The following is a 25011-nucleotide window of genomic DNA, read 5'->3' on the forward strand; positions in this document are numbered from 1 at the left end:
CGTTCGACGAGTTCAAGCCGCTCTACGGCTCGGCGCTCTGCGTCGGCTGGGCGAAGCTCCACGGTCACCCGATCGGGATCCTCGCCAACGCGCGGGGCGTGCTGATGAGCGAGGAGGCGCAGAAGGCGGCGCAGTTCATCCAGCTCGCCAACCAGAAGGACACCCCGCTCCTCTTCCTGCACAACACCACCGGCTACATGGTCGGCGCGGAGTACGAGCAGGGCGGCATCATCAAGCACGGCGCGATGATGATCAACGCGGTCTCCAACTCGAAGGTCCCGCACCTGACGGTGATCATGGGCGCCTCCTACGGCGCCGGCAACTACGGCATGAACGGCCGCGCCTACGACCCGCGCTTCCTGTTCACCTGGCCCTCCGCGAAGTCGTCGGTGATGGGTCCGGCCCAGCTCGCCGGCGTGCTGGAGATCGTGGCGCGGGAGTCCGCGGAGAAGAAGGGCCAGCCCTTCGACGCCGAGGGATTCGTCGCGATCAAGGAGATGGTCGAGACCCAGATCGAGGAGCAGTCGCTGCCCTACGTGCTCTCCGGGATGGTGTACGACGACGGCGTCATCGACCCGCGCGACACCCGGACGGTGCTGGGCATCTGCCTGTCCGTCATCGACAACCAGCCCATTGAAGGGGCCATGAACTTCGGGGTGTTTCGACTGTGATCACCAGACTGCTCGTCGCCAACCGCGGCGAGATCGCCCGCCGTGTCTTCCGCACCTGCCGCGACCTCGGCATCGAGACCGTCGCCGTCCACTCCGACGCGGACGCCGCGATGCCGTTCGTGCGGGAGGCGGACGCCGCCGTACGCCTGCCGGGCAACACGCCCGCCGAGACCTATCTCCGCGGCGACCTCGTCATCGAGGCCGCCCGCAAGGCCGGCGCGGACGCGATCCACCCCGGCTACGGCTTCCTGTCGGAGAACGCCGCCTTCGCCCGCCAGGTCGCCGAGGCCGGGATCACCTGGGTCGGCCCCGACCCGTCGTCCATCGAGCGGATGGGCTCGAAGATCGAGTCCAAGAAGCTGATGGAGGCCGCGGGCGTCCCCGTGCTCGGCAACCTCACGCCGGAGACGGCCACGGCCGAGGACCTCCCGCTCCTCGTCAAGGCGTCGGCCGGCGGCGGTGGCCGCGGCATGCGGATCGTGCGCTCGCTCGACGCGCTGGCCGGGGAGATCGAGAAGGCGGCGTCCGAGGCGGAGTCGGCCTTCGGCGACGGCACCGTCTTCGTCGAGCCGTACGTCGAGAGCGGGCGGCACATCGAGGTCCAGGTCCTCGGCACCGGTCGATCGGGCGAGGGCACGATCGTGTTCGGCGAACGGGACTGCTCGGTCCAGCGCCGGCACCAGAAGGTCATCGAGGAGGCACCCGCGCCCGGCCTGCCCGAGGCCACCCGCGAGGCCCTGCACGCGGCGGCGAAGGCGGCCGCCGAGGCGATCGACTACCGCGGCGCGGGCACGGTCGAGTTCCTCTACGACCCCGCCAAGGACCGCTTCTACTTCCTGGAGATGAACACCCGCCTGCAGGTGGAGCACCCGGTCACCGAGGCGGCGTACGGCGTCGACCTCGTCGCGCTGCAGATCGCGGTCGCCGAGGGGCGGTCCCCGGAGGTCGTCGTCGGCCAGCCGAACGGGCACGCCGTGGAGGTCCGCCTCTACGCCGAGGACCCGCGGCACGACTACCAGCCGCAGAGCGGCCGGATCGCGCGCTTCGCGATCCCTGGTGTCGTCTCCGAGTTCGAGGGGCCGGACCCGTACGGCATCCGCCTCGACTCCGGCGTCGGCTCCGGGGACGAGATCGGCACGTTCTACGACGCGATGATCGCCAAGGTGATCGTGCACGCACCGACCCGTGAGCAGGCCCTGCGCCAGCTCGCCGGTGCCCTGGCGAAGGCACAGCTGCACGGGCTCGTCACCAACCGCGACCTGCTGGTCAACCTGCTCCGCGACCCGGTGTTCACGTCCGGGGAGATGCACACCACCTGGCTCGACACCGCCGACCTGACGGCCCTCTCGGCGCCCCCGGGCGGCCAGGGCACGCTCGACCTCTCGGCGTTCGCCGCGGCGGTCGCGCTCGCCGAGCGCGGCCGACTCGCCCGGCCGGTGCAGCAGCGGATCCCGGCCGGTTGGCGCAACGTCCTCGCCGGTCCGCAGGTCACCACCTTCCTGGTCGGCGACGAGGAGCACCAGGTCCGCTGGTACGGCGGGCGCCGCTTCCGCTCCGCCGACCTCGAGTGCCTGGTGGTCACCTCCGCCTCGCCCGAGCGCGTCACCCTCGAGGTGGACGGGGTCGCCCGGGCCTTCGAGGTCCTCCTCGCCCCGGCCGACCCCGACCGCGTCGACGTCGAGTCGTCGCTGGGCCACGTCGCGCTGCGCCGCAAGCCGCGCTTCATGGACCCCTCGCAGCAGGTGGCGGAGGGCTCCCTGCTCGCGCCGATGCCGGGCAGCGTCATCAGCGTCCGCGCGGCGGTCGGCGACGTCGTACAGGAAGGGCAGCCCATCCTCGTGATGGAGGCCATGAAGATGCAGCACACCATCGCGGCGCCCTACGCGGGCACCGTCACCGAGCTGTCCGCGAGCGCGGGTCAGCAGGTCGAGGCGGGCGCGGTGCTCGCCGTCGTCGAACCCACCGAGGGAGAAACCGCATGACTGCGACACAGGGGACCATGTTCACCGAGCCCGACGAGCGGGTCGCGCTGCGCGAGGCGGTCAAGAAGCTCGCCGGCAAGTACGGCCGCGAGTACGTCGAGAAGCAGGCCCGCGAGGGCGGCAAGATGACCGAGATGTGGCTCGAGATGGGCCGCAACGGCTTCCTGGGCGTCAACATCGCCGAGCAGTACGGCGGTGGCGGGGGCGGGATGGCCGACCTGGCCGCCGTCCTGGAGGAGTCGGCCGCCGCCGGCGCGCCGCTGCTGATGATGGTCGTCTCGCCCGCCATCTGCGGCTCGATCATCAGCCGCTGCGGCACCGAGGAGCAGAAGCAGCGCTGGCTGCCCGGCATCGCCGACGGCACCCACCTGATGGCCTTCGGCATCACCGAGGCCGACGCCGGGTCCAACTCCCACCAGATCACCACCACCGCGACCCGCGACGGCGACCAGTGGGTGCTCAAGGGCCAGAAGACCTTCATCTCCGGCGTGGACGAGGCGCAGTCGGTGCTCATCGTCTCCCGCACCGAGGACGCCAAGACCGGCAAGCTCAAGCCGGCCCTGTTCGTCGTACCCACCGACGCCGAGGGCTTCACCCGCCAGCCGATCCCGATGTCGTGGCAGGCGCCCGAGAAGCAGTTCACCCTCTTCCTCGACGACGTCCGCGTTCCCGCCGACGCCCTGGTCGGCGACGAGGACGGCGGCCTGTGGCAGCTCTTCGCGGGCCTCAACCCGGAGCGGATCATGGGCGGCGCGTTCTCGTGCGGCATGGCGCGCTACGCGCTCGACAAGGCGGTCGAGTACGCCAAGGAGCGCTCGGTCTGGAAGGACCAGCCCATCGGCGCCCACCAGGGCATCGCCCACCCGCTGGCCAAGGTCAAGATCGAGCTCGAGCAGGCCCGCCTGCTGTGGCAGAAGGCGGCCGCGCTCTACGACGCCGGCGACGACTTCACCGCCGGGGAGTACGCCAACATGGCCAAGTACGCCGGCGGCGAGGTCGCCTGCAACGCCACCGACGTCGCCGTCCACACCCACGGCGGCAACGGCCTGACCCAGGAGTACGGCCTCGGCAACATGCTCGTCGCCGCCCGCCTCGGCCGGATCGCCCCCGTCAGCCGGGAGATGATCCTCAACTTCGTCGCGATGCACTCGCTGGGGCTGCCGAAGTCCTACTGAGGCTCCTGGGGGGGCGGTTTCACCACGGGATGTAGGCGAACCGTCGCATCTGTAGCGGAGTTCCGCTACAGAGCCTCCGACTCGCCTACATCCCGTGGTGAAACCGCTACCCCCGCCCCAGCCCCCGCGACCCCGGCAGCGAAGGGTCTGTCCCGTTGCGCAACGGGTACGCCGGGGGAATGGGCGACGAGGTTCTCCACGGCTATCTGCAGCATCACTGGGTCGGATCGACGGCGGGGGTGTCGCTGTTCCGCCGGGTCGCGCGGACCCACGGCATCCCCGCGGTCGCCGAGGCGCTGGGCCGGCTCGCCGACGAGGTCGCCCAGGAGCGGGAGACCATGCGCCGGGTGATGCACGACGTGGGGACGAGCCCGAGCACGATCGGCGCGGCCGCCGCGAGGGTGGGCGCGGAGCTGGGCCGGTTCAAGCCCAACGGGCGGATCCTCACCCGCTCGCCGCTCACCGACCTGCTCGAGATCGAGGCGCTGCGGATCGCGGTCTTCGGCAAGCGCAGCGGGTGGCAGGTGATGCGGACCGTCGCCGACGACGATCCGCGCCTCGACCCCGCGCTGTTCGACGATCTCGTCGCCCGCTCCGAGCGACAGCTCGAGACGCTCGCCGAGCTCCATCTCACGACTGCGCGACAGAGGATCGGCGCCTGAGGGTCGTGATCACCGGAGCGGCGCCGCTCCACCCCTGATCCCGCCGCCGCGGCGGTGGGTGGTGGGATCGACCCGTGGGCGGTGTGCTGGAGGGCTTCACGACGATCGCGATCGTCATCGCCCTCGGCGCGCTCCTGGCCGACCGCGGCATCGTCGACGCCCGCGGCCAGCGCAGCCTGTCGCTGGCCTCGTTCTATCTGGCCAGCCCCGCGCTCCTGGTCACGGTGCTCGAGGACACCGACCCGTCGCGGGTGCTGTCCGGACCCCTGGTGGCCACGGCGGCCGGGGTCGTGGTGAGCGCCGGGGTGATGGTGGCGCTCGCCCGCCTTCGGCGCCTGGACGCGGGCACGTCGGTGATCGCCATGCTGTGCTCGGCCTACGTCAACGCCGGCAACCTCGGCATCCCGATCGCCGCCTACGCGCTCGGCGACGCGGCGCTCGTCGTCCCCGCACTGCTCATGCAGCTGCTCGTGCTCCAGCCGCTCGCCCTCACGGTGCTCGACGTGGTCACCAGCTCGGAGCGGCCCTCGGTCCTCAAGATCGCCTCCCGGCCGGTCACCAACCCGCTCACCATCGCCTCGTTCGCCGGGCTGCTGCTCGCCGGCACGGACACCGACCTGCCGCAGGTCGTCCATGCGCCGCTGGAGCTGGTCGGCGGGATGGCGGTGCCCGCCATGCTCCTCGCGTACGGCGTCGCGCTGCGTCTCGGGCCGCTGCCCGGTCGCGGGGTCACGCCGCGCGCGCTGGCCACGGTCACCTCGCTCAAGATGGTCGTCCAGCCCGCGGCGGCGTACGTCGTCGGGCGGTTCGGAGTCGGCCTCGACGGTCCGGAGCTCTTCGCGGTCACCCTGCTCTCCGCGCTGCCGACGGCCCAGAACGTGTTCGTCGTCGCCATGCGCTACGACCGCGGGATCCTGCTGGCCCGCGACGCCATCTTCGTCTCGACGATGGCCTCGGCCCCGGTGGCGATCCTCATCTCCGCACTCCTGGCCTGACCCTCCCCGAACCGCGACCCCCGATGTCATAGGTTGCGCGTGTGGGAGTTGTGGGAGACGTCGACCGGGCGCAGCGGGAGCGCTCCGCTGTCGGCTTCCCGATCGCGGTGATCTACAAGTTCTTCGACGACCAGGGCAACTACCTCGCCGCGATCCTGACGTTCTACGCGTTCCTCTCGATCTTCCCGCTGATGCTGCTCGGCACCTCGATCCTCGGCTTCATCCTCGACGGCCGTCCCGAGCTCCAGGAGCAGGTCCTCGACTCGGCGCTCGGGCAGTTCCCGATCATCGGCGACGCGCTCGGCCGGCCGGAGGGACTCCAGGGGTCGACCGGCGGCATCATCGTCGGCTCGCTGACGGCGCTGTACGGCGCGCTCGGGCTCGGCCTGGCGCTGCAGAACGTGCAGTCCGCGGCGTGGGCGGTGCCGCGCAACAGCCGGCCGCACCCGGTGATGACCCGGGTCAACAGCCTGTTCCTGCTGCTCGTCGCCGGCACCGTCATCTTCGGGATCTCGGTCGGCTCGGCCGTGCTCACCGAGACCAATCTCGTCGGCGCCCTGTCCCGGCACGGCTGGTTCCACTGGCTGGTGCGCCTGCTGACCATCGCGATCCTCGGGTCCGCGATGACCGTGCTGCTGCGGATGGCGGCAGCGCGCGCGATCCGGGACCGCGGCATCGCCGCCGCACCCGGCGGCTTCACGATCGCGGTGCTCTGGCAGTTCCTGCAGTGGATCGGGACCATCTACGTCACCAACGTCATCGCCAGCGCGGAGCGCAACAGCATGACGGCGACGTTCGGCGTGGTCCTCGGCCTGATGGGCCTGCTCTACATCGGCGCGGTCATGGGCGTCCTCGGGATCGAGGTCAACGTCGTCCTGGCCCGCCGGCTGTGGCCGCGCGCGCTGCTCACCCCGTTCACCGACTCGGTCGACCTCACCGACGCCGACCGCCGGGCCTACGCGATGTATGCGCAGATGCAGCGGCACAAGGGGTTCGAGACCGTCGCCGTCCGCTTCGACGGCCGGGACGGCGACTCCCACGAGATCGTGCTCGACCCCAGGACGGAGAAGGTCCTCAAGCAGCACGTCCCCGGCCGGCCGCCGCGACCCGAGGCGGCCCACGAGCCGACCCAGCCGGTCAACCTGCCTCCCTCCGTCTGAGCGGAGCCGAGCCGAGGCCCGGTCCGGGCACGGCCTGACCGGTTTCGCCCGAAGCGGGCTCGGGAAGGGAGGGGCATGGCCTTCCACGGCGGACCCGAAGCGACGGCCCGGGTGGCAGCCGACCCGTTCTGGTCGGTCGTCCGACGGCGGCACTCCGACGTCGACCTGGTGCTGCTGCCGGCCGAGGCGATCGGGCCGGCGGAGCCGATCCCCGGGCCGATCCCCGGAACCAGTGCCGAGCATGCGACGGCGGAGTGCGCGGCCCGGGTCGCCGAGCTGTGGGACCGGCTGGTCGGCGAGACCGAGCCCGACGAGTGGCGGGACCGGTGGACCAGCGGCTCGGCGCCGGACCTGGCCCGCCACGAGGCCACCTGGACCCGGCTCGGCATGGACCCGGTGTCCGCCTCCGGCGTCCTCGACCGCGCGGCGGCGACGCTGCGCGACGAGGGCTGGCGGGTGCTCGCACCGCCCGACGGCATGCCGCGGGTGCTCGCCGGCCGCCCGGCCCGCCACGGCCGCGAGGAGCTCGACCTGGTGCTGGTCCCCGCGACCGGGCGGTTCTTCCTGACCGTCCGCTCCGGGTGGTACCTGCTGGAGGGTGCGCCATGAGCGTGATGGGCCTGGAATACACCCGTCTGCTCCGGTCCGTGACGGACTGGCAGCAGCTGTCCGAGCTGATGACCGGCTCGCAGCAGGAGCTGAGCGCGGCGAGCATCGCCGGGCTGCCGCCGAGCGCCCAGCCCGCCGGGGCGCTCTTCCTGGAGCGTTGGTCCGGCTTCGCGGGCGAGAGCGCTCTCATCGCGCAGGGCTTCGTGGACGCGCTGAGCGCCGCGGCCGACGACTACCGCAACTCCGACGACACCGTCGACCAGCGCTACGCCCAGCTCGACGGCCGGCTGGGGTCCGAGCGGTGACGGTGACCATCGAGGTCCCCGCCTCACGACCGGCATCCCTGCCGAAGCCGCCCGGCGACGCCGCGCAGTGCGACACCCTGGCCGAGGTCCTCTCCACGGCTGCCGCCCGCTACGAGGAGTTCGGCGAGGAGGCGACCCGTCTGCGCGATCTCCGCAACACGTGGTGGGGCGTCGCCTACGACGCCTATGTCGCCGCGTCCCGCAAGGCGGCCCCCGAGCACTCCGCGATGGCCGGCACGGTCCGTCGCGTCGGGCGGGCCGTGACGTCGTACGCCGACACGCTGCGCGACCTGACCGGCACCCACGACACACTCGTCGAGCGCAAGGCGGGGCTCGACGAGCGCCGGACCACCCTGATCGCCGACATCGAGGCGGCCGCCGAGGCCACGCCCGAGATGATCGCAGCGCTGCAGCAGCGCGCCACCGACCTGGGCGCGGACTACGGCGTGCTGGTGGCCGACCACGACACGCTGCAGCGCCGGGTGGGGGAGAACGAGGACCTGCTGCGCCAGGCGTTCGAGGCGGCCGACACCCTCACCGAGGGACTCTCCGGCGACGGTGGCATCGGCGAGACCGCGCGCACCGCGATGCAGGAGCCGGGTGCGCCCGGCTCCGGTGCCACTCCAGCGCAGGTGCGGGAGTGGTGGGAGCAGCTCAGCGACGCCGAGCGGGAGGCGGTCATCGCCGCCTATCCCGGCATCATCGGGTCCGCCGACGGCCTGCCGGCCGCCACGCGCGACCAGGCCAACCGGGTGCTGCTCGACGACGACCTCGCGCGACTGCGCGCCAAGGAGGAGGACGGCACCCTCTCCACCGCCGAGCGCAGGGTGCTGGCGAACGCCGAGGCAGCCCGGAAGGCGCTGACGAAGGCCGACGGGTACGTCGACCCGACCGACGGGGAGAGGCCGGGCGGCACGCTGTGGCTCTACGACCCGGCCGCCTTCGGGGGCGACGGGCGGGTCGCGGTGGGGGTCGGCGACCTCGACACCGCGACCGACGTCTCGGTGCAGGTGCCCGGCATCATGACCGAGATGAGCGGCGTGGGAGGCAACACGGACGAGGCCATCCGCCTCTACGAGTCGGCCCGCTACAACGGCGACGGGTCGTCCGTCGCGACCCTGTTCTGGCTCGGCTACGACACGCCGGAGAGTCCGCTCGACCCGGCCACCTACACCCCCGACCGGGCCGCGGACGGAGGTCAGCGCCTCGCCGACGCGGTCGAGGGTCTGCGCGCCTCCCGCTCCGACGACCCGGCCCACCTGACCGTGATCGGCCACAGCTACGGCTCGACCGCGACGTCGTACGCCGCCACCGACCACGACCTCGCGGCCGACGACGTCGTCCTCATCGGGAGCCCCGGCGCGGGCCCTGCCGACACCGCCGCGGACTTCAGCGTCGGGGCCGACCACGTCTACGACGGCCGCAACAGCCGCGACTTCGTGACGTTGTTCGGCGACGAGGGCGCGTACCACAACCCGGGCGGGCTCGGCGTCGACCCGTCCTCGGAGGACTTCGGCGCCCAGCGCTTCGAGGCCGAGTCGGTCGATAGGTCGTCTGTCGTCAACACGGACGACCACAGCCGCTACTACGACCACGACTCGGAGTCGCTCTACAACCTCGGCAAGATCGTCGACGGCCACGGCGACGAGGTCAACGCGGCCGCGCACAGCTACGACCCCTGGTACTGGGGATCCGTGGACCCCGAGTGGTCGCGGGAGCCGACCACCGACGTCCCCGGTCGCTCGGACACCAGGGCGGATGATGTTCCGTAGCGGGGCGGCCCTGGCGGCCGTCGTACTTGTCCTGGGAGGGTGCGGCGTGGACGACCGGAAGAGCGCCGAGGAGCTGGCCACCCTGCAGGACGAGGTGGTCGCGCAGACCCGCGCGGTCATCGACCTGCTCGGCGGTGCCGGGCTCGACGTGACCCGTGCGGGCGGCGTCGCCGAGTTCTGCCAGTCGGAGCCGGCGCCCGGGGTCACCTACCGCACCGGCGGCGCCGTCGCCGGGACGCCGGCGGAGGCAGCGGCCCAGTTCGCCGCCGCGCGGGAGGCGCTGCTCGCCGACGGCTGGAGCGTCGTGACCGAGGGCGTCGACGGCACCCGCCCGTGGGCGAACCTCGGCCGCGACGACCTCCGGCTCGGCCTCTCGCAGGCCAAGCACGGCGAACGGCTGCTCGGGTTCTCCCTCACCAGCGGCGACTGCATCCGGGTCGAGGACGGCGGCTTCCTCGACGACGACCGCCGCGTCGACCTCACCCCACCCGGCTGACCCCGGCCGATGCCGTGGGAACGCGCTCATCTCCACAGGCGCGGCAGCACGACGTGTCATCGGCCGATCGAGCGGGCAGCGCCGTGCTCATGGACGAGATCGACGAGGTGCTCGAGCGCCAGGACGGCGTGATCGCCCGCAGACAGGCGCTCGCGTGCGGCTGGACGCGGGTCGACGTGGCGCGGATGCTCCGGCGCCGGGAGTGGGTGCAGCTCCACCCCGGCGTCTACGTGAACCACACCGGCCCGCCGACCTGGCGGCAGCGTGCCTGGGCGGCGGTGCTCGCCTGCTGGCCCGCCGCGCTCGGCGGGTGGTCGGCCGTCCGGGCGCACGAGGGCCCGGGGCGCCGACAGCACGACGACACCGAGCCGATCGAGGTCCTGGTCGGACACGGGCGGCACCCTGCCCCGCTGGCCGGGGTGCGGATCCGCAGCACGCGACGGTTCGGGGAGGCGGTCCAGCTCGCCCGCGCTCGCGCGATGTCCCGGCTGACCAGGCGCGACCTGATCCTCGCGGTCCTTGCCGATGTCGCGGCCGGCACGTGCTCGGTCCTGGAGCATGCCTATCTCGTCAAGGTCGAGCGTCCCCACGGACTGCCGCGCGGTCTGCGGCAGGTGCCGGCCGTCGGCGCGGACGGTCGCCGGATGCTGCGCGACGTCGTGCACGGTGGACGGCGCCCACGCTGGCGGCAGCCGACCACGTGCCCGGACTGCGCTCCAGCGCAGGAGGGCGGAACGGCGGGGGTCGGATGAGCACAGCTCGTCCGATCCGCGCCGTTGCGTGCCCGGGATCCGGATGCTGGGCTCCTGCCAGGAGGGCGTCTGCGGCACGTGTGAGACGGTCGTCCTGGAAAGGCGAGCCGGACCATCGCGACCACGTCCTCAGCGACGAGGAGCGCGAGAGCGGCGAGACGATGCCCTGTGTGTCGCGATGCCGCGGCGCGCGGATCGTCCTGGATCTGTGAGGAAGAGGGAACCCATGAGTCAGCAGGTGAAGGCGGTCGTCGCCAAGGCCAAGGGCGCGCCGGTGGAGGTCGTGACGATCAACGTCCCCGACCCCGGTCCGGGCGAGGCGGTGGTGAAGGTGTTGTCCTGCGGGGTGTGCCACACCGACCTGCACTACCGCGAGGGCGGCATCAACGACGACTTCCCGTTCCTGCTGGGTCACGAGGCCTCCGGCGTCGTCGAGGCCGTCGGGCCGGACGTCACCTCGGTCGCTCCGGGTGACTTCGTGGTGCTGAACTGGCGCGCGGTGTGCGGTGAGTGCCGCGCGTGCAAGCGTGGCGACCTGCACTACTGCTTCGCCACGCACAACGCGACCCAGAAGATGACGCTGGAGGACGGCACGGAGCTGTCCCCGGCGTTGGGCATCGGGGCGTTCGCGGAGAAGACGCTCGTGGCGGCCGGGCAGTGCACCAAGGTCGACGCGTCCGCGCGTCCGGCCGCGGTCGGGCTGCTGGGTTGCGGTGTGATGGCGGGCATCGGTGCGGCGATCAACACCGGTCAGGTGGGCCGCGGGCGGTCGATCGCGGTCATCGGTTGCGGTGGTGTCGGGGTGGCCGCGATCGCGGGAGCCGCGCTGGCCGGTGCGTCGCCGATCATCGCGGTCGACATCGACGCGAAGAAGCTCGCCAAGGCGAAGGAGATGGGCGCGACCCACACCGTCGACTCCTCGGCGGTGGATCCGGTGGAGGAGATCAAGCGGATCTGCGCGGAGACCTACGAGGGCGCCGACGGCGCCGACGTCGTGGTCGAGGCCGTGGGACGCCCGGAGACGTGGAAGCAGGCGTTCTACGCCCGCGACCTGGCCGGCACGGTGGTCCTGGTCGGCGTGCCGACGCCGGACATGAAGGTCCCGGACCTGCCGTTGATCGACGTGTTCGGTCGCGGTGGTGCGCTGAAGTCCAGCTGGTACGGCGACTGCCTGCCGAGCCGGGACTTCCCGATGCTGGTCGACCTGTACCAGCAGGGTCGTCTCGACCTGGACGCGTTCGTGACCGAGGAGATCGGGATCGACGACATCGAGGCGGCGTTCGACAAGATGCATGACGGCGACGTGCTGCGCTCGGTCGTGATCCTGTGACCGCTGCATCGACGGCTCGGGTCGACCACGCCGTCACCTCCGGCACGTTCTCCCTGGACGGGGAGACCTTCGAGGTCGACAACAACGTCTGGGTCGTCGGCGACGACACCGAGTGCATCGTGATCGACGCACCCCACTCGGTCGACGACATCCTCGCCGTCGTGGGGGAGCGCCGGGTGAAGGCGATCGTGTGCACCCACGCCCATGACGACCACGTCCGGGTCGCCCCGGAGCTCCGGGAGAAGGTCGTCGCGCCGATCCTGCTGCACCCCGACGACAAGCCGCTGTGGGAGCTCACCCACACCCAGTACCTGTGGGACGTCGACCTCGCCGACGGTCAGACCCTCGAGGTCGGCGATACGACACTGCAGGTGCTGCACACGCCGGGCCATGCCCCGGGCGCGGTCTGCCTCTACAGCCCCGAGCTGGGCTGTGTGTTCACCGGCGACACGCTCTTCCACGGCGGTCCCGGCGCGACCGGACGCTCCTACAGCGACCGGCCCACCCTCGAGGCCTCGATCCGGGCGCGGCTGTTCGACCTGCCCGGCGACACGGTCGTGCACACCGGGCACGGGGAGGACACCACCATCGCGGCGGAGCGGGAGCTCCTGGGCTGAGCCGGGACCGAGCGTGGCGAGGATGAGCACGGACCGGGTCCCACCGTGGGCGATCACCGTCGCCGCGATGTTCTCGGTCCAGCTCAGCTCCTCGCTGGCGGTGTCGCTGATCGACCGGGTCGGGTCGGGCGGCACCGCCTGGCTGCGGCTGTGCATGGGGGCGCTGCTCCTGCTGGTGCTGGCCCGGCCGCCGCTGCGGTTGGTACGACGACAGGACGTCCCGGTCCTGCTGGGCCTCGGCCTGGCGACCGGCCTGATGACCGTGGGCCTGCTCGCCGCGATCGACCGGATCCCCCTCGGCACCGCGGTCGCCATCGAGTTCCTCGGACCGCTGACCGTCGCCGCCGTGCGCAGCCACAGTCGGCAGGCACTGGCCTGGCCGGCCCTCGCCCTGGTCGGCGTCGTCCTGCTCACCGAGCCGTGGCACGGTCACGTGGACGTCGTGGGCGTGGTCCTCGCCATCGGCGCGGGCGTCGCGTGGGCGACGTACATCGTGCTCACCCAGCACGTCGGCGACCGGTTCCACGGCCTCGGCACGCTGTCGATCACGGTGCCGATCGCTGCCGTGCTCGCGACGGTCGTCGGGCTCCCGCAGGCCGGGGGCAGGCTCACGCCCGGCGTCCTGGCCGCCGCCCTGGGGCTGGCGGTGCTGATGCCGGTGCTGCCGCTGACCCTCGAGCTGCTGGCGCTGCGCCGGATGAGCCCCGCCGCGTTCGGCACGCTGATGGCGCTGGAGCCGGCGTTCGGCGTCCTCCTGGGCGCGATCGTGCTGGGCCAGCTGCCGACCGCGGTCCAGGTCGTCGGGATCGTGCTGGTCGTCGTCGCCGGCGCGGCCGCGCAACGCACCGGCACCCGCGAGCCCGCGAAGGACGCGCCGCTGGACCCGCTCGGGGCCTAGCCGTGCTGTAACACGCCGTCCACGTAGCGACACGCCGCACGACACGCCGAAGGCGTGCTGAAAGGCGACAGGTAGTCGGGTGGACGGCGTGTTACTGCGGGGGACCCGCGCGGGATCAGGAGTCCCGGAGCAGCTCGCGCAACCGGACCAGCGTGGCGTCGTCGAGGCCCAACCCGTCGCGCAGGTACGCCGACCGGTCGCCGTACAGCTCCTCGACGGCCGCCCACGCCGCGTCGAGGTACTCCACGTCCACGATCAGCGTCGGCTCGTAGACGGCGACCAGGTCGGGGCCGCCGTGCTTCTCGATCTCGGCCTCCACCCGCGCCCGTGAAGCGGCGCTGCGGGCGTTGGTGAGCAGGTAGTCGCTCTCGATCGTCGGGTCGTCGACGCCGGCGATGTGGAGCAGCAGGGCGGCGACCCAGCCGGTGCGGTCCTTGCCCTGCGAGCAGTGGAAGAGCTGGGGGCCGCCGGCGGCGAGCTGGCGGAGCACGCCGCCGAACGCGGTGCGGCAGTGCTGCTCGACGACGAAGCCGCGGTAGACCTCGTCCATCAGCGCCACCGCCTCGGCGCGGCTGGTGAGGCTGGAGAGCCGCTCGATGGGGATGCCGATGGCGTCGAAGTGCAGGTTCTCGGCGCCGGGGACCTCCGGGTCGGGGTGCACCGCGATCTCCGTGGGGGAGCGCAGGTCGATGACCGCGGTCAGCCCGATCGCCTGCAGCGCCTCGAAGTCGTCGCCGGTCAGGCGCAGGTCGTTCGAGCGGTAGAACACGCCGGTGCGGACCTTGCCGCCGTCGCGGGTCGCGTAGCCGGTGCCGGCCACGTCGCGGAAGTTGTCGGCCGACGCCAGCCGCAGGTACTCCTGGTCCTGAGTCACGGAACGACCCTAGGGCCTCATCCCTGACGAGGCGGCCGCGGGAGGAAACGCGAGGTCCGGGCGGCGTACGCCGGGTAGCCGGGCCGCTGCATCATCGTCTGCTCGATCAGCTTCGCGCCGGTCGCCTCGCTGAGGAACCAGGTCATCGCGAGCGGCGCGATCACCGTGGCCAGGCCGGCGACCCAGCCGGAGGCGAGACCTCCCGCGAGCCACAGGCCCCACCACACGCAGGCGTCGCCGAAGTAGTTCGGGTGCCGCGTCCACGCCCACAGCCCGGTGTCGAGGACCGGCGGGCGCTGGTCGCGCGGCCGGGAGCGGTACGACGCCAGCTGGGCGTCGCCCACCGCCTCGAAGAACAGCCCGACGGCCCACACCGCGGCGCCCACCACGACGACCGGCCACCAGCGCACGGAGAGCACCACCCCGACCGAGACCGGCAGCGCGATGACCGGGACGATCGCACCCTGCAGCGCGAACACCTTCCGCACGGCGCGGGCCATGCCGACCTCGGCGAGGGTGCCGCCGAGCAGCTTCTCGTAGCGGGGGTCCTCGCCGCGGTGCTGCGCGGTGCGGCGACCGATGTGCCAGGACAGGCGCCCGCCCCAGAGGACCACGAGCGCCACCAGGACGCCGGTCCGCCACGACGCACCCGCGTCCGCCAGGACCGCGCCGGCCCCACACACCAGCGCGGCCCCGGCGAACGCGGCCCCCCAGGCCACGTCGACGACGGCCACGCGGCCCTGGCGGCGGGCGACCAGCGCGGTCACCCCCATGACGACCGCCGCGGCAGCCACGGACCACCCGATGCTGGCGAGGACCGTCATGCGGCAGGCCTGCGCAGCAGCAGCTGGTCGACGCCCATCCGCCCGTCGCGGAACGCCATCGAGCCGCCGACGAGGTAGAGCCGCCAGACCCGGACCAGCTCCTCGCCGACCAGAGCGGTGATCGCGTCGAGGTTCTCCTCGAACCGCGCCAGCCAGCCCGCGACGGTGAGCACGTAGTGCTCGCGCAACGCCTCCACGCCGCGCAGCTCCAGGCCGGCGTCCTCGAGCAGGCCGATCGTCGCGCCGACCGGCCGCATGTGCATGTCCGGTGCGATGAAGGACTCGATGAACGGTCCGCCGCCGGGGTGGTTCGTGCCGCGCGACATCTGCTGCACCAGCACGTTCCCGCCGGGGCGCACCGAGTCGCGGAGCACCCGTGCGTACGTCGGGTAGTTCCGCTCGCCGACGTGCTCGCCCATCTCCAGTGACGCGACCGCGTCGAACTCGGCGCCCGGCAGCGGCACGGCGTCGCGGTAGTCGCACAGCCGGATCTCGACCCGGTCCGCCACGCCCCGCCGCCGGGCCGCCGCCTCCGCGAACCGCCGCTGCTCCGCCGAGATCGTCACGCCCACGACGCGGGCACCGAAGTGCTCGGCGGCGTGCAGCGACAGCGAGCCCCAGCCGCACCCCACATCGAGCAGCCGCATCCCCTCCTCCAGGCCGAGCTTGCGGCAGACCAGGTCGAGCTTGGCCTCCTGCGCGTCGGCCAGCGGCTGGTCGGGCGAGGAGTGGTAGCCGCAGGAGTACGCCATGGTCCGCTCGTCGAGGACCAGTGAGTAGAAGTCGACGGTGGTGTCGTAGTGGTGGCTGATCGCCCGCCGGTCGCGGTCCTTGCTGTGCAGCCGGCCGCGGACCCGGGCCTGGGTGGCCGGTGCCGCCGGCGGCCGGCCGAGCAGGTCGAGGCCGACGGCGGCCCGCACCGCTCCGACGAGCGCCCGCAGCGACGGCCTCCGCGGCAACGACCGGTCGGACGCGACCGTGAAGGCGTGGGTCAGCGCCGTGTCCAGGTCACCGGGCACGTCGAGCTCGCCGGTCACGTAGGCCTGTGCGACCCCGAGCTCGCCGGGGTGCCAGAGCAGCCGGCGCAGCGCGTCGGGGGAGCGCAGCTCCACGACCGGCGCGTCGACCGGGCCGGCCGTCGTACCGTCCCAGGCGACCAGGCGCACCGGGAGGTCGCCGCCGACGAACGGGCGGATGGCCTGCTCGAGGTCGGTCGCGACCGTGGTGCTCATCGCTCCTCCTCCGGACGGGCCAGCACCAGCTGGTGCACGTCGATGTAGTCGGCGGCGAAGCCGGCACGGCAGTACTCCAGGTAGAAGTGCCACATCCGCACGAAGGTCGGGTCGAACCCGAGGTCTGCCACTCGCTCGTGCGCGGCGAGGAAGGCGCGGTCCCAGCGCTGCAGGGTCGGCGCATAGTGCCGTCCCATGGCGAGGTCGTCGGTGATCCGCAGGCTCGTGTGCCTGCCCGTCACCTGGTCGATCGCCCGGACCGACGGCAGCGCGCCGCCGGGGAAGATGTACTTGGTGATGAGAGTGTGCGTCGACCCGGTCGCGAGCATGCGGTCGTGGGGCAGCGTGATCGCCTGTAGCGCGACCTTCCCGCCGGGGGCGAGAGCATGGTCGAGCGTGCGAAAGTACGTCGTCCAGAACTCCCGACCCACGGCCTCGATCATCTCGACGGAGACCACGGCGTCGTACGCCCCGGCCGGTTCGTCGAGCAGTGCCCGGTAGTCGCACAGGTCGACGCTCACCCGGTCGGCGTGTCCGGCGGCCGCGATCCGCTCGCGTGCCAGCGCCTGCTGCTCGACGGAGAGCGTGATCGAGCGGACGGTCGCGCCGCGGGCGGCCGCGCGGATCGCGAGCTCGCCCCAACCGGTGCCGACCTCCAGCAGCCGGGTGCCCGGTCCGACGCCGGCCCGGTCGAGCAGGCGGTCGATCTTGCGCCACTGGGCAGCGGCGAAGTCCTCGGACAGCGCCGTGTCCAGGTCCTCGAACAGCGCGCTGGAATAGGACAGCGTCGGGTCGAGGAAGGACGCGAAGAGGTCGTTGGACAGGTCGTAGTGGTGGGCCACGTTCGCCTGCGTGTTCTCGCGGGTGCCGCGATGGCTGCGCGGGAGCCGGGGCGACACGACCGCACGCAGCCGCTGCAGGCTGCGCGGGACCAGGTCCGCCATGTCGGCCGCGAGGACGGTCAGGAAGTCGCCCAGGACGCCGTCGCCGGGGACGCCGTCCTCGGCCCAGGCGCCGGACAGGTAGGCCTCGCCGAAGCCGATCAGCTTGTCGCGGCCGATGCGGGCGAAGAGCTCCGCGGGCCGGTGCACGACGACCGCCGGGCCGCCGAGCCCGAGCTGCTCCACCGTGCCGTCCGGCCGGTGCAGCCGCACCGTGACGTGACGGCGAGCGACGTCCGAGCGGAACAGCCGCTCCGCGATCCGGGCGGACAGCCCGCCCTCGGGGACCGGTGCGAGACCGGGCCAGGCGGTGGTGGGGGAGGCCGTGAGCGTCATCGGAGCCCTCCTTCGGGGGAGTGGTGGAGCGGACGGGGCTGGACGGGGAGGCGGCGGGCCCAGAGCGCGATCCCGTGCGCGCGGATCAGGGCCGCGCCCCGCAGGCCGGCCAGGGGCAGCCGGGGCGGCGCCGTCGGGGTGCCGGTCAGCGTCGCGTCGAAGCGGGCACCGTCCTCGGTGACCAGCCGGACACCGAGCTGGAGCCGGCCGGTGAGCGGATCGGGTGGTGGGGCGAGCACCTCGTAGCGACCGTCGGTGCCGTGGAAGGGCGAGACGTACATGGCCTTGTCCACGACGAACCTGCCGTCCGGTGCCGTGCGCTCGGGGTCGAGCAGGTAGGCGTGCCGGTCGCCGTAGGTGTTGTGCACCTCGACGACGGTGGCTGCGGGGCGGCCGGCCTCCGTGCCCGCGGCCCAGCACCAGTGGACCGTGATCGGGTTGAAGCAGTGCCCGAAGGCCCGCGGTTGCGTGGCCGTCAGGGCGCGGCCGCCCCGCAGGTCGAGGCCGTGCGCGGCCAGGAACCGGTCCAGGCCCTCGCGCACGGAGCTGGTGTCGCCGGCGAAGTGGTCGCGCCCCAGGAACCGGCCCGGCGCACCCTGGACGGTGCCGTCGGCAGCGACCCGGTCGAGGTCGACCACCGTCAGGTGGGAGCGGTGGGTGAAGGCGTTGCGCAGCGGCTCGCGGCGGCGGTGCACCAGTGTCGTGGCGTACGTCGTCGCCGCCGAGCTCGTCGAGTAGCCGGCTGGTCGTTGTTCGTCGAGTAGCCGCCGGAGCGAGGAACGAGCGGAGGCGGCGTATCGAGACGCCTCACCGCGTCTCGATACGCCCACGACCTCGTTCCTCGGCCGTGGGCCACTCGACGGGCTCAGCAGCCGCTCGACCGCCCGCTGGCCCGAGCGAGCGCCGTCCTCGTGGAAGCCCCAGCCGTGGTACGCGCCGGCGAACACGATCCGGTCCGTGTCGATGTCCTTCAGCCGGGCCTGGGCTGCGACGGACTCCGGCGTGTAGAGCGGGTGGGCGTAGTCGCGCCGGACGAGCACCAGGGCGGGGTCGACGGCGTCCTCGCCGCCGAGGGTCACCAGGTAGCGGGTGTCGGTCGCGAGGCGTTGCAGCCGGGTCAGGTCGTAGGTGACCTGCACCCGCTCCTGGGCGACCCGGGGCCGGCGGAAGTTCCACGACGCCCAGGCGTCGCGAGCACGCGGGAGCAGCCGGGTGTCGGTGTGCAGCAGGGCGGTGTTGCTCGAGTACGGGATCGCGTCGAGCACCTCCTTCTGCTCCCGGGTCGGCGCCGCGAGCACCCCGAGCGCCTGGTCGGGATGGGTGGCGACCACCACGGCGTCGTACGTCTCCCGTCCTCCGGGCGTGGTGACCGCGACGCCGCCGACGGTCTCCTCGATCGCGAGCACCGGGGTCGAGGTGCGGATCCGGCCGCCCGACGCCTCGAGCGCCGCGGCGACGGCGGACACGTACGTGGCCGAGCCGCCGGTCACCGTGCGCCACGGCGGGGAGCCGAAGACCGCGAGCATGCCGTGGTGCTGGAGGAAGGCGAACAGGTACGCCGCCGGGTAGTCCAGGGCCGTGTCCGGGTCACAGGACCACACGGCCGCGACGAGGGGCTCCATGAAGTGCCGGCGGAAGTACGGCGAGAAGCCGTGGTGGTCGAGGAACGCGGCCAGGGTGGTGAGGTCGTCGGTGCCGGCATCCAGGAGACGCCGCGCGGCCCGGTGGAAGCGCGGCACCTCGACCAGCATCCGCAGGTACGCCGGGTTGCGGTGGTTGCCCGCGCCCGCGGGGAACAAGCCACGCCGCCCGAGCGCACCGGCCCACTCCAGGCCGGTGACCTCGTCGCTGGTCGACATCGACATCTCCGACTCCTGGGTCGGCACGCCGAGCTCGTCGAGGATCCCGGTCAGCACCGGGTAGGTGCGCCGGTTGTGGACGATGAACCCGCTGTCGATGCGCAGCTCCCGGCCGGTCGGGTCGGTCACGGTGTGGGTGTCGGCGTGCCCGCCGAGCCGGTCGTCGGCCTCGAGCAGGGTCACCTGGGCGCCGGCAGCGGGGCGGGAGGCGAGGTAGGCAGCGGTGAGTCCGGCAACGCCGGAGCCCACCACGGCGATCCGCCGTGGAGTCGTGGTCATGGCTGGTCCCTAGGAGTCCAGGGTGAAGAAGGCGATGGGCTGGCTGGTGGGCTGGTCCGAACCGCCGTCGGGCTCGACGGTGATCCCGACGCCGGTCGCCCGCGAGGCGTCCCCGTCGAGCAGCACGGTCGCGTCGCGCACGTCGGGCATGAGGCCGGCCGGCTCCAGCTCGCCGGCGGGGGTCTGCAGCCACAGCTCGTAGACCCGGCCGTCCGGAGCAGGCGCCATGTCCGTCGTGCGGATGACGGCGCGGCCCTCGCTGCGCGAGATCACGATGGTGGCGGTCGAACCGTCCGGGAACCTCTTGTCGACCGAGGCGGCATCGGCGGCGGCGAGCACTCGCTCGGCAGCGGTCAGGTCCGGCGTGCGGGGGTTGTCGTCGGCCCAGGGCCGCAGCAGGAGTCCCCCTGCTGCGGCCACCAGGACGAGGACCGCGGCCACCAGCAGGAGGTGGCCGGTCCGCCCCGACCGGAGCGGTCGGAGCCGACGCCGGGCCGCGGCGAGCTCCACCGGCGCCCCCCCAGGCGCGGGCGTGCTCTGCGGCGGCAGCGGCCGGATCTGGGTGATCTCCTCGAGGACCCGGTCCCGGAGGGCAGCCGGCGGCTCGACCGGCTCGGCGCTCCCGAGCACGGCCGCGGCCTCGCGCAGCCCGTCCACCTCGTCGCGGCACTCGGCGCAGTGGGCCAGGTGGGCCTCGAAGCGCGCCCGCTCCACGTCGTCGAGCGCGTCCACGGCGTACGCGCCGGAGAGCGCGTGCACGTCCCAGCCGGGCGTCTGGTCGTGATCGGTCATCGTCCTACTCCGATCGTGTCGCGCAGCCGGATGAGGCCGTCGCGGATCCTGGTCTTCGCTGTCCCGACCGGCAGGTCGAGGAGGGTGGCCACCTCGGTGTGGGTGTAGCCGCCGAAGTACGCCAGCTCGATCGCCTCGCGCTGGACGTCGGTGAGCTGACCGAGGGCCGCGCGCACGCGGTGCGCCTCGAGCGAGGCGTGGGCGGCCTCGGCGGTCGTGTCGTGCTCGACGCCCTGGTTGCGCTGCTCCCAGGTCGCGTCGCGCCTGCTCGCGGCCTCCGCGCTGCGGACCCGGTCGACCGCCTTGCGGTGGGTGATGGTCATCAGCCAGGCCAGGGCGCTGCCGCGGGCGGCGTCGTACCGGCTCGCCTGGCGCCACACCTCGAGGAACACCTCCTGGGTGACCTCCTCGGCCTGCGCCCGGTCGCGCACCACGCGCAGCGCGAGGCCGTGGACGCGGGCCGCCGTGGCGTCGTACAGCGTGGCGAAGGCGGCGCTGTCGCCGCGGGCGGACTGCCGCAGCAGTGCGCCCAGGTCGGGGCCGTGACCGCCGGCCGGCGCCCCCGTGGAGGGGGCGCCGGCCGGGTCGCCGGGGACCGGATCCATGGTGTGATCCTTCCGGGTCAGCTGGTGTGCGGGAAGAGCCGTGGGGTCACTTGACCCCGGTCAGCACCTTGTCGATGACGTAGACGGTCGCGTTGGCGGTCGGGATGTTGCCGCACAGGACGGTGGCGGTGACGGTGCCGTCGCTGACGGTCATGCCGCTCTCCGCGTCGCCCTCGATGGTCAGCTTGTCGCCCGCGAGGGTCTCCTTGTCGCCGGTGACGGCGTCGGGAGCGTCGTTCTCGCCGAGGACGTGGTGGGCGAGGATCTTGTAGAGCGCGCTGTCCTGGCCCTTCTCCTTGCCCTCCGTGACCAGGCCGTTGAGCTGGTCCTCCGGGATCGCGGCGAACGCGTCGTTGTACGGCGCGAAGACGGTGAGCGCCTCGCCGCCGTTGAGGGTGTCGGCCAGGCCGTCGATGCTCGTGACGGCGGTGACGAGGGTGCTGAGCAGCGGGTTGTTGCTCGCGGCGGTGGCGACCGGGTCCTTGACCATGCCGTCGAAGGATCCGGCGCCCGAGGTCGGGATGGCCGTGCAGCCGGGGCCGAAGGTCTGGGCGCCCGCGCCCTCGTCGGCCATCGTCTCGGACGACGAGGTGTCGTCGCTGCTGCCGGAGGCGGTGCCCTCCTTGTCGCCGTCGTCGCCGCAGGCGGCGAGGGAGACGGACATCGCGAGCACGGCGACGCTGGCGCCGGTGACGCGGCGGAACTTCTGGAGCTTCATGGTGATGCCTTCCGTGGAGGGTGATCGGTGCGGTGGTGCCTTGTGTAGGTGATTCGGTGCGGTGCCGGATCCGGATGGGTCCCGGTTGGTGGTGACTCAGGACACGCGAACGATGAGCTCGTGCAGCCCGGACGCCCCGTCGGGGAACGGCTCGGCGCGCGCGGCGGTCTGCGGCTCGCCGTTCCCGGCGACCGCGCGGACCGCGATCCGGTGCGAGCCGGGTTCGGCGGACCAGCGGTGGAACCACTGGCGCCAGTAGTCGTCGCCGCCGTCCGGGCCGAGCTGCGCGTCCACCCACGGCCCGCCGTCGACGCGGACCTGGACGCCGGCGACGCCGCCGCGCTCCTGGGCCCAGGCGACGCCCCCGACCACGACGTCCCCGGCGTCGAGGTCGGCCAGTGCCTTCGGGGTGTCGATGCGGGCGCTGATCTTGATCGGCGCGTCCGTCGCCCAGCCGCGCTCGGTCCAGTAGGCCTGCCGGTCGTCGTACGTCGTCAGGGTGAGGCGGCGCAGCCACTTGGTGGCGCTGATGAACCCGTAGAGCCCGGGGATCACCAGACGCACGGGGAAGCCGTGCTCGCGGGGCAGGGCCTTGCCATTCATGCCGACGGCGACCAGCGCGTCGCGGCCGTCGGTGGCCAGCGCCAGGGGCGTGCTGATCGTCATCCCGGCGAAGTCCGTCGACAGGATCTGGTCGGCCTTCGTCGACCCGATCCCGGCCAGGTCCAGCACGTCGGTGAGCCGCACGCCCAGCCAGCGGGCGCCGCCGACGTACGGGCCTCCGACGCTGTTGGACACGCAGGTCAGCGTGATGTCGCGCTCGACCATCGGCATCGCGAGCAGGTCATCGAAGCTCAGCGTGACCTTCCGGTCCACGTCGCCGTCGACGGTCAGCGTCCAGTCGTCGGCGCTGATGACGGGGACGTCGAGCCGGGTGTCGACCCGGTAGAAGTCCGCGTTCGGCGTACGGAACCGGGTGATGCCCGGGACCTGGTCGTCGAGGCCGCGCGGCAGCGGGGGTGCGGGATCGGCCGGCGCCGGCAGGGCGACGTCCTCGGGCCGGGCGCGCAGGCCGGACACGAGGCGGCCGGCCGCGCCGCCCACCGCCGCCATCGCGGCGAGCGCGGTGACCGTCAGCAGGACCGTACGGCGACCGCCGTCGCTCGTGGCCGCGTGGGCGTGGGTGCGAGCCAGCAGCCGCAGCGCGGCCGGGGCGGCGAGTGCCGCCACCACCGAGGGAAGCAGGTCCAGCGGGTCGGCAGCCGGCCGGGTCAGCACGGCGACGGCGGCGACCCCGACCAGCGCGACCAGCAGCCCGGCCCCGAGGACGAACCGGCGCCGGGCGAGCACCCCGGCCAGTGCCGCCAGGGCGAGCACCCCCGCGAGCACCGATCCGACCAGGATCGCCTTGTCGGCACTGCCGAAGGTCCGGATCGCCCACTCCTTCACCGGCGTCGGTGTCAGGTCGATGACCGTCGAGCCCACCGCGAGCACCGGCGATGCGGCGGGGTCGGTGAGCGCGGCCGCCAGGTGGGCGAGGCCGATGCCGACGAGGGTCGCCAGGACGCCGTACCCGGCCCAGAGGAGTCTTCTCATGGGAGGGGTTCGTCGCGGACCCCGGTCCGGGATGGGTCAGACGGGCGTGGCGATGTGGACGAGCGCGTCGCCCGCGTTGACGATCGGGGCGCGGGTCAGCCCGATCACGATGCCGTCGCGGTCGGCGTGGACCAGCCGGACCCGCCGGCCGAAGGTGTCGGAGAGGCCGCCCAGGCGCTGCCCGTTGTCCACCCGGTCGCCGAGCTTGACCTCGAGGTGCAGGATGCCGGTGCCGCGGGCCCGGACCCACGCGCTGGAGCGGGACTCGGCCGGCGCGGGGTGGTCGGCCCAGGCCGGGTCGGGCTCGATCATGTCGAGCGAGGCGAGCACCCGTCGTACGCCCGCGACGCCGACGGCGATCGGCTCGGCCTGGAAGCGCATCGCCTCGCCGGCCTCGTAGAGCAGCACGCGGGCGCCGCGGTCACGGGCGGCCTGGCGCAGCGAGCCGTCGCGCAGCCGGGCGTGCAGCATGACCGGCGCGCCGAAGGTCTCGGCCAGCTCGCGGGTGCGGGGGTCGTCGAGGTCGGCGCGGATCTGGGGGAGGTTGGTACGCCGGTCGGAGGCCGTGTGCAGGTCGATGCCGACGTCGCACTTGCCGACCACCTCGGTCATGAACAGGTGCGCGATCCGGCTGGCCAGCGAGCCGCGGGCCGAGCCGGGGAAGGAGCGGTTGAGGTCGCGGCGGTCCGGCAGGTAGCGGTCGCCGGTCATGAACCCGAAGACGTTGACGACGGGCACGGCGAGCACGGTGCCGCGCAGCGTCTTCGGCGACAAGCTCGCCACGAGCTGCTGGACCACCTCGACGCCCATCACCTCGTCGCCGTGGATGGCGGCGTTCACCCAGACGGTGGGCCCGGGCTCCCGCCCGTGGACGACGCGCACCGGCAGGCTGATGTCACCGCCGGTCACCAGCCGGGTGATCGGGAGCTCGACCTCCTTGGCGGAGCCGGCCCGCACGCGGACGTTGCCGATCGCGAACGACTCACGCAGGGCCATCGACCGCCGCCTCCGCACGTCCGCGGTTCTTGCGCCGGACCTTCCGCGGCGGGCGGCCACCGAGGTACGAGCGTCCTGAGTCGACGAGGAAGCCCTGGCGCAGCGCCTCCCGCCCCACCAGCATCCGGAAGCCCATCTCGTCGCGACGGGTCAGGGTCACCTCGGTGCTCACGGTCTGCCCGAGCAGCTCGATCTCGGTCAGCACCACGATCCGCTCCTGGGCGTGGCCGGTGGAGCTGCGCACCGTACGGCGGTCGTGCACGGGGCTCTCGACGAGGACGGCGTCCTCCGCCGAGCGCTGCCACGGATGCACCGAGAACCGGACCCAGGGGGCGCCGTCGCGCTCGAACTCCTCGAGGTCGAAGGCGTGCAGCGCCGACGTACGAGCGCCCGTGTCGAGCTTGGCCTTGACCGGTCCCACCCCGAGTCCCGGAAGCCGCACCCACTCTCGCCATCCCGCAACGGCGGAAGGGCTGCTTGAATGGGGCGTGGGCACAGGCCCATCCAAGCAGGAATCCACACGCCAGCCGATCAG

General features: G+C 73.0%; 25 protein-coding genes and 1 pseudogene. 15 read left to right on the forward strand and 11 right to left on the reverse strand.

Annotated features, from left to right (window positions below):
- The 15 genes and pseudogenes from FHP29_RS22815 to FHP29_RS15125 form a co-directional block, all read left to right on the forward strand.
- Positions 1–671 (forward strand): carboxyl transferase domain-containing protein (locus tag FHP29_RS22815; protein ID WP_275669448.1); only part of this gene is annotated, 671 nt, incomplete at its 5' end.
- The gene (locus tag FHP29_RS15060) at positions 668–2653 is read left to right on the forward strand and encodes an acetyl/propionyl/methylcrotonyl-CoA carboxylase subunit alpha (RefSeq protein ID WP_139623666.1); all 1986 of its coding nucleotides are present in this window, start codon (positions 668–670) and stop codon (positions 2651–2653) included. The genes FHP29_RS22815 and FHP29_RS15060, both read left to right, overlap by 4 nt.
- Positions 2650–3828, forward strand: a complete 1179-nt coding sequence (locus FHP29_RS15065) for an acyl-CoA dehydrogenase family protein (protein ID WP_240044520.1) — start codon at positions 2650–2652, stop codon at positions 3826–3828. The genes FHP29_RS15060 and FHP29_RS15065 overlap by 4 nt, the downstream gene beginning before the upstream one ends.
- A 179-nt stretch (positions 3829–4007) precedes the next feature.
- Positions 4008–4490: a hypothetical protein gene (locus FHP29_RS15070; protein ID WP_139623667.1), complete on the forward strand. Its 483-nt coding sequence runs from the start codon at positions 4008–4010 to the stop codon at positions 4488–4490.
- 74 nt (positions 4491–4564) lie between these two features.
- Positions 4565–5485 (forward strand): AEC family transporter, encoded by a 921-nt coding sequence (locus FHP29_RS15075; RefSeq protein WP_139623668.1) that lies wholly within the window; start codon positions 4565–4567, stop codon positions 5483–5485.
- A 41-nt stretch (positions 5486–5526) separates the two neighbouring features.
- Entirely contained in the window at positions 5527–6645 is a 1119-nt protein-coding gene (locus FHP29_RS15080; protein WP_240044521.1) for a YihY/virulence factor BrkB family protein, read from the forward strand.
- A 75-nt stretch (positions 6646–6720) separates the two neighbouring features.
- Positions 6721–7254, forward strand: coding sequence for a hypothetical protein (locus FHP29_RS15085; protein WP_139623669.1), 534 nt, complete (start codon positions 6721–6723; stop codon positions 7252–7254).
- Positions 7251–7559 carry a hypothetical protein gene (locus tag FHP29_RS15090; protein ID WP_139623670.1) on the forward strand — a complete coding sequence of 103 codons (309 nt, stop codon included), beginning with the start codon at positions 7251–7253 and terminating at the stop codon, positions 7557–7559. The genes FHP29_RS15085 and FHP29_RS15090 overlap by 4 nt, the downstream gene beginning before the upstream one ends.
- The gene (locus FHP29_RS15095; RefSeq protein WP_205014144.1) at positions 7556–9331 is read left to right on the forward strand and encodes an alpha/beta hydrolase; all 1776 of its coding nucleotides are present in this window, start codon (positions 7556–7558) and stop codon (positions 9329–9331) included. Before FHP29_RS15090 ends, FHP29_RS15095 begins: the two co-directional genes overlap by 4 nt.
- 46 nt (positions 9332–9377) lie before the next feature.
- The gene (locus FHP29_RS15100; protein WP_139623672.1) at positions 9378–9827 is read left to right on the forward strand and encodes a hypothetical protein; all 450 of its coding nucleotides are present in this window, start codon (positions 9378–9380) and stop codon (positions 9825–9827) included.
- Positions 9828–9916: 89 nt separating this feature from the next.
- A complete protein-coding gene (locus FHP29_RS22255) occupies positions 9917–10579 on the forward strand; it encodes a type IV toxin-antitoxin system AbiEi family antitoxin domain-containing protein (RefSeq protein WP_205014146.1) in 663 nt (220 codons plus the stop codon).
- 43 nt (positions 10580–10622) lie between these two features.
- Positions 10623–10703, forward strand: a pseudogene (locus FHP29_RS23285) (2Fe-2S iron-sulfur cluster-binding protein); the annotation flags it as partial.
- Between the two features lie 102 nt (positions 10704–10805).
- On the forward strand, positions 10806–11909 hold the full coding sequence (locus tag FHP29_RS15115) for an S-(hydroxymethyl)mycothiol dehydrogenase (RefSeq protein ID WP_139623673.1): 1104 nt from the start codon (positions 10806–10808) through the stop codon (positions 11907–11909).
- The gene (locus FHP29_RS15120; protein WP_139623674.1) at positions 11906–12526 is read left to right on the forward strand and encodes an MBL fold metallo-hydrolase; all 621 of its coding nucleotides are present in this window, start codon (positions 11906–11908) and stop codon (positions 12524–12526) included. Before FHP29_RS15115 ends, FHP29_RS15120 begins: the two co-directional genes overlap by 4 nt.
- A gap of 22 nt (positions 12527–12548) precedes the next feature.
- Complete coding sequence (locus tag FHP29_RS15125; RefSeq protein WP_139623675.1) at positions 12549–13424, forward strand: EamA family transporter; 876 nt, start codon at positions 12549–12551, stop codon at positions 13422–13424.
- Between the two features lie 115 nt (positions 13425–13539).
- On the opposite strand, the gene FHP29_RS15130 is transcribed toward FHP29_RS15125, so the two are convergent.
- The 11 genes from FHP29_RS15130 to FHP29_RS15180 all read right to left on the reverse strand — a co-directional run bounded on the left by FHP29_RS15130 (position 13540) and on the right by FHP29_RS15180 (position 24996).
- A complete protein-coding gene (locus tag FHP29_RS15130) occupies positions 13540–14298 on the reverse strand; it encodes a tyrosine-protein phosphatase (protein WP_139623676.1) in 759 nt (252 codons plus the stop codon).
- A gap of 17 nt (positions 14299–14315) precedes the next feature.
- Complete coding sequence (locus tag FHP29_RS15135) at positions 14316–15122, reverse strand: DUF1295 domain-containing protein (protein ID WP_139623677.1); 807 nt, start codon at positions 15120–15122, stop codon at positions 14316–14318.
- The gene (locus tag FHP29_RS15140) at positions 15119–16354 is read right to left on the reverse strand and encodes an SAM-dependent methyltransferase (RefSeq protein WP_139623678.1); all 1236 of its coding nucleotides are present in this window, start codon (positions 16352–16354) and stop codon (positions 15119–15121) included. The genes FHP29_RS15135 and FHP29_RS15140 overlap by 4 nt, the downstream gene beginning before the upstream one ends.
- Positions 16351–17631 carry a class I SAM-dependent methyltransferase gene (locus FHP29_RS15145; RefSeq protein ID WP_139623679.1) on the reverse strand — a complete coding sequence of 427 codons (1281 nt, stop codon included), beginning with the start codon at positions 17629–17631 and terminating at the stop codon, positions 16351–16353. Before FHP29_RS15145 ends, FHP29_RS15140 begins: the two co-directional genes overlap by 4 nt.
- Positions 17628–19769 (reverse strand): FAD-dependent oxidoreductase, encoded by a 2142-nt coding sequence (locus FHP29_RS15150; protein ID WP_139623680.1) that lies wholly within the window; start codon positions 19767–19769, stop codon positions 17628–17630. The genes FHP29_RS15145 and FHP29_RS15150 overlap by 4 nt, the downstream gene beginning before the upstream one ends.
- Before the next feature lie 9 nt (positions 19770–19778).
- Positions 19779–20561 (reverse strand): anti-sigma factor, encoded by a 783-nt coding sequence (locus FHP29_RS15155; protein WP_139623681.1) that lies wholly within the window; start codon positions 20559–20561, stop codon positions 19779–19781.
- Positions 20558–21166 (reverse strand): ECF RNA polymerase sigma factor SigK, encoded by a 609-nt coding sequence (gene sigK / locus FHP29_RS15160; protein ID WP_139623682.1) that lies wholly within the window; start codon positions 21164–21166, stop codon positions 20558–20560. Before sigK ends, FHP29_RS15155 begins: the two co-directional genes overlap by 4 nt.
- A gap of 46 nt (positions 21167–21212) precedes the next feature.
- A complete protein-coding gene (locus tag FHP29_RS15165; RefSeq protein ID WP_139623683.1) occupies positions 21213–21884 on the reverse strand; it encodes a fasciclin domain-containing protein in 672 nt (223 codons plus the stop codon).
- Between the two features lie 96 nt (positions 21885–21980).
- A complete protein-coding gene (locus FHP29_RS15170; RefSeq protein ID WP_139623684.1) occupies positions 21981–23480 on the reverse strand; it encodes a molybdopterin-dependent oxidoreductase in 1500 nt (499 codons plus the stop codon).
- A 36-nt stretch (positions 23481–23516) separates the two neighbouring features.
- Entirely contained in the window at positions 23517–24476 is a 960-nt protein-coding gene (locus tag FHP29_RS15175; RefSeq protein WP_139623685.1) for a succinylglutamate desuccinylase/aspartoacylase family protein, read from the reverse strand.
- Positions 24463–24996, reverse strand: coding sequence for an ATP-dependent zinc protease family protein (locus tag FHP29_RS15180; protein ID WP_420813427.1), 534 nt, complete (start codon positions 24994–24996; stop codon positions 24463–24465). Before FHP29_RS15180 ends, FHP29_RS15175 begins: the two co-directional genes overlap by 14 nt.
- Between the last annotated feature and the right edge of the window lie 15 nt (positions 24997–25011).

The sequence above is a fragment of the Nocardioides albidus genome, assembly GCF_006335005.1.
Classification (GTDB): domain Bacteria; phylum Actinomycetota; class Actinomycetes; order Propionibacteriales; family Nocardioidaceae; genus Nocardioides; species Nocardioides albidus.